Annotated in this window: 5 protein-coding genes; all 5 read left to right on the top strand. The window is 54.8% G+C overall.

The window, feature by feature from the left end:
* Positions 1-153: hypothetical protein (locus tag AB7E14_RS21030; protein WP_428169902.1), on the top strand; the 153-nt coding region annotated here is incomplete at its 5' end.
* 12 nt (positions 154-165) lie between these two features.
* A complete protein-coding gene (gene fdoH, locus AB7E14_RS21035) occupies positions 166-1,071 on the top strand; it encodes a formate dehydrogenase O subunit beta (protein WP_042998870.1) in 906 nt (301 codons plus the stop codon).
* Positions 1,068-1,703 (top strand): formate dehydrogenase cytochrome b556 subunit, encoded by a 636-nt coding sequence (gene fdoI, locus AB7E14_RS21040; RefSeq protein ID WP_044257180.1) that lies wholly within the window; start codon positions 1,068-1,070, stop codon positions 1,701-1,703. Before fdoH ends, fdoI begins: the two co-directional genes overlap by 4 nt.
* 184 nt (positions 1,704-1,887) lie before the next feature.
* Positions 1,888-3,225: a vWA domain-containing protein gene (locus AB7E14_RS21045; RefSeq protein ID WP_102948009.1), complete on the top strand. Its 1,338-nt coding sequence runs from the start codon at positions 1,888-1,890 to the stop codon at positions 3,223-3,225.
* A gap of 17 nt (positions 3,226-3,242) precedes the next feature.
* The coding region (locus AB7E14_RS21050; RefSeq protein WP_428169901.1) for a sensor histidine kinase at positions 3,243-4,389 on the top strand (1,147 nt) is incomplete at its 3' end.

A 4,389-nucleotide genomic window follows, 5' to 3' on the forward strand; every position in this document is an offset into this window, starting at 1 on the left:
GATATCGATACTATCGGTATTCCGATTCACTGGGGCTATGAAGGTGTGGCGAAGAAAGGGTTTATTGCGAACACCCTGACGCCATCGGTGGGCGATGCCAACTCACAAACGCCGGAATTTAAGTCCTTCCTGGTGAACGTGGAAAAGGTGTAACGGAGACGACTTATGGCTTATCAATCGCAAGACATTATCCGTCGTTCCGCGACTAACGGTCTCACCCCCGCGCCTCAGGCGCGGGACTTCCAGGAAGAAGTGGCGAAGCTCATTGACGTCACCACCTGCATCGGCTGTAAAGCCTGTCAGGTGGCCTGTTCAGAGTGGAACGACATCCGTGATGAGATCGGCAGCAACGTCGGGGTCTATGATAACCCGGCGGATTTAACCGCTAAATCCTGGACCGTGATGCGTTTCTCGGAAGTGGAGCAGAACGACAAACTGGAATGGCTGATCCGTAAGGATGGCTGTATGCACTGCGCCGATCCGGGCTGCCTGAAGGCGTGTCCGGCAGAAGGCGCTATCATTCAGTATGCCAACGGGATTGTCGACTTCCAGTCCGAGCAGTGTATCGGCTGTGGTTACTGCATCGCCGGTTGTCCGTTTGACGTGCCGCGGCTCAACCCGGAAGACAATCGCGTCTATAAATGTACGCTGTGCGTTGACCGCGTGACCGTCGGCCAGGAACCGGCCTGCGTGAAAACCTGCCCAACGGGTGCTATCCACTTTGGTTCCAAAGAGGACATGAAAACGTTGGCTGGCGAGCGTGTGGCAGAACTGAAAACCCGTGGTTACGACAATGCTGGCCTGTACGATCCGGCGGGCGTAGGTGGGACGCACGTGATGTATGTGTTGCATCATGCCGACAAACCGAATCTGTACCACGGTCTGCCGGAGAACCCGGAAATCAGCGCCACCGTGAAATTCTGGAAAGGGATCTGGAAGCCTCTTGCAGCGGTCGGCTTTGCCGCGACCTTTGCGGCCAGCATCTTCCACTACGTCGGTGTCGGTCCAAACCGTGCGGATGAGGAAGAGAACAACCTGCATGAAGAGAAAGACGATGAGGTGCGCAAATGAAAAGACGTGACACCATCGTGCGCTACACCGCGCCGGAACGCATCAACCACTGGGTCACCGCTTTCTGCTTCGTGCTGGCGGCGGTGAGCGGACTGGGCTTTTTCTTCCCGTCCTTCAACTGGCTGATGCAAATCATGGGCACACCGCAACTGGCGCGTATTCTGCACCCGTTTGTGGGCGTCATCATGTTTGCCTCGTTCATCATCATGTTCTTCCGTTACTGGCACCACAACCTGATTAACCGGGATGACATTTTTTGGGCGAAGAACATTCGCAAGATTGTCGTCAACGAAGAGGTGGGTGACACCGGGCGGTATAACTTCGGTCAGAAATGCGTGTTCTGGGCGGCGATTATCTTCCTGGTGCTGCTGCTGGTAAGCGGTGTGATCATCTGGCGTCCGTACTTTGCGCCAGCGTTCTCCATTCCGGTGATCCGCTTCGCGTTAATGCTGCATTCATTTGCCGCCGTCGCGCTGATTGTGGTTATCATGGTACATATTTACGCCGCGCTGTGGGTAAAAGGTACTATTACCGCGATGGTAGAGGGCTGGGTAACCCGCTCCTGGGCGAAGAAGCATCACCCGCGCTGGTACCGTGAAGTTCGCGAAAAGCAGGATAAGACCCAGTCGTAAACAAAGGCTGTTCGTGAACCGATAAGATAACGCCGGAGACTGAGTTTCCGGCGTTTTTTTAAGGGATATTTTTGGCCTGACAGGCCGTTTTGACAACTTTTTGACAACTTTATACAGATTACAGACCAACCGACGTTGCGGTCGCATAAGAATGGAGTCGATTCTTAAGACAAGGAGACGTACCGTGAATCTCAAACACCTCTTCGCAGCCCTGGCAATGGGACTGCTTGCGACAACAACGGCGGCGCAACCGCCCGCGCCGAAAGTGACGATTAAATCCGAACTGGCTTCCCCTCTGGTGCTGGAAAACAGCCAGGACAAAAACTACCTCAAAGTATCACTGACGGGTTTCCCGCTGCATGCAACCAAACGCAGCCCGATCAACCTCGCGCTGGTGATTGACCGCTCCGGCTCGATGGGCGGCGAGCGTATCGAACAAGCCACAGAAGCTGCCGTAATGGCGGTGAACACCTTAAGCGCCCAGGACACACTCTCGGTGGTGATTTACGATGACGTCGTGGATGTCATTGTGCCGGCGGCCAAAGTCGACAATAAAGCGAAACTTATCAGCCAAATCCGTGAACGACTGACCGCACGCGGCGGTACTGCACTGTTTGCCGGGGTCAGCCGCGGTATCAAAGAAACCAGTAAATTCCTCGATAAGGCCCATGTTAACCGCATCATCCTGCTGTCTGATGGTCAGGCGAACATCGGCCCTTCCTCCACCAGCGAGCTGGCAGAACTGGGTAAGATTGCCGCCCGCAAAGGGATTGCCATCACGACGATGGGTATTGGCGAAGGCTACAATGAAGATCTGATGGCGGCGATTGCCCAGTACAGCGATGGCAACCACGTGTTTGTACAAAATACCGATGCCCTGGAGAAGGCATTTGCCCATGAATTTGGCGATGTCATGTCCGTCGTCGCTCAGGATGTGGTGGTGCAAATTAACGTCGCCGACAACGTTAAGCCACTTCGCCTGCTGGGGCGTGAAGGTGAAATCCGCGACAACACGGTGACCGTCAAACTGAACCAGCTTTACGCCAATCAGGAGAAATATGTCATGCTGGAAGTGCTGCCGGCGAAAGGCCAGGCCGCACAAAGCAAGCCGCTCGCTGAGGTCAACGTCAGCTATAACAACCTCGCCACCGGGCAGAAAGAGCGTTGGGATGACAAGATGGCCGTCAGCTATACCGCCTCAGCCAACGAGGTTCAGAAAGCGCAGGTGGAGGATGTGATCGTCGATTCCGCCATTCAGAAATCCGCCATTCAGAATGAGCAGGCGTTACAGCTCATCGATGAAGGCAAAATGGACGAGGCGAAAGCGATCCTGCGCGAAAACTCCAGTACACTCAGCGCGTTACCCCTTAGCGCACCGGCCGCCAGAATGAAGGCACAGGCGAGCGCAGAGGAAAATCTTAAGTTGCTGGACAGGATGGAAAGCGAAAGCAAAGAAGCGTCGCGCAAGTCGCTGAAAGAACAGAGTTATAAAACCAAAAACCAGAGTTCGAAATCGAACTGATCCACAAGGAGTGCTGGATGTTCAGACGCAAGCCGATTTATCTCGTCATTACATTGATGTTTTTTATTCTGCTTGCTTACCTGGGCGTTCGCACTCTGGAACATGAAGTCTTGTTGCGTCAGTACCAGACCCAAACCCTGGCGAAATCGCAAACCGCCAGCGTCGCCAGGGGGATCGAAAATATTCTACAGCAAAAAGCCTCCCGCCTGCATGCGATTGGCGATTTTATCGACCCCGCAGAGGTCGCCACCCTCAGCGCGCTTAAAGAGAACGACAGCGACATTGCCGACGTCTTTATGCTGCGGAAAAATCATCTCCTTTACCCCGATGAGCGTCAGCCGTTGAGCAACAAGGATAAAGAGTGGGTGCGCCTGCTCAGCCCGCTGGTCAACGATCCCAGCCAACTTGCCAGTCATATGACGCAAAGCGAGCAGGACACGCCGCAGGCCGGCTGGTTTATTAGTTTTGAGACTCCGGAACCGCTGTTGATCTACTGGCGGCAAAAAGACGGGGCGATCATCGGCTTTCGCCTCTCCTGGGTACAACTGATGATGGATATGGCGAACGGCATACAGGTGAACCTGGAGGATCCGCAGCAGATTGTCAGGGTGACGGAAAACGGCCGTCAGCTTTATCAGAACGCGCAGGCGGATCTGCGGCGGCTCACTTTACTGGACTCCCGCACGCTGGCGTATCCACTCACAACGTGGCAGGTCAGCGCTTACGGCGTCAACGCACCGCTCTGGCATATCTGGCTGTGGGGCGGCGCGTTAATCGTCCTGCTGCTTCTCGCCGTCGCACTGTTGGGCGTCTCGCTGTGGCGGGAATATACCCGCGCAGCGCGTCAGGCGCGCCAGCAGGTCGATTTTGTCAGCCAGGTGTCACACGAACTGAAAACACCGCTGACCAACATCACGCTCTATGCCGAACTGCTGCGCGAAGGGCTGGATGATGAACAAACGCATGAGCGACGCTATGTGGATGTGATCACTCAGGAAGGCCAGCGGTTATCACGGCTTATCCAGAATATCCTGACCTTTACGCGCGCACCGAAACTGCATCTTCAACCAGTCAATCTCCGCCGTCTGATGACAGAAATCACGCAGATCTTTACGCCTGCGTTGCAGGCTAAAGGCATGACGATTCACATGTCCTGCCCTGAGA

Source organism: Citrobacter sp., assembly GCF_050252275.1.
Lineage (GTDB): Bacteria > Pseudomonadota > Gammaproteobacteria > Enterobacterales > Enterobacteriaceae > Citrobacter_A > Citrobacter_A amalonaticus.

Coding starts and splice junctions, on each gene's coding strand:
- fdoH (WP_042998870.1), top strand. CDS start 166: ATGGCTTATCAATCGCAAGACATTATCCGTCGTTCCGCGACTAACGGT.
- fdoI (WP_044257180.1), top strand. CDS start 1,068: ATGAAAAGACGTGACACCATCGTGCGCTACACCGCGCCGGAACGCATC.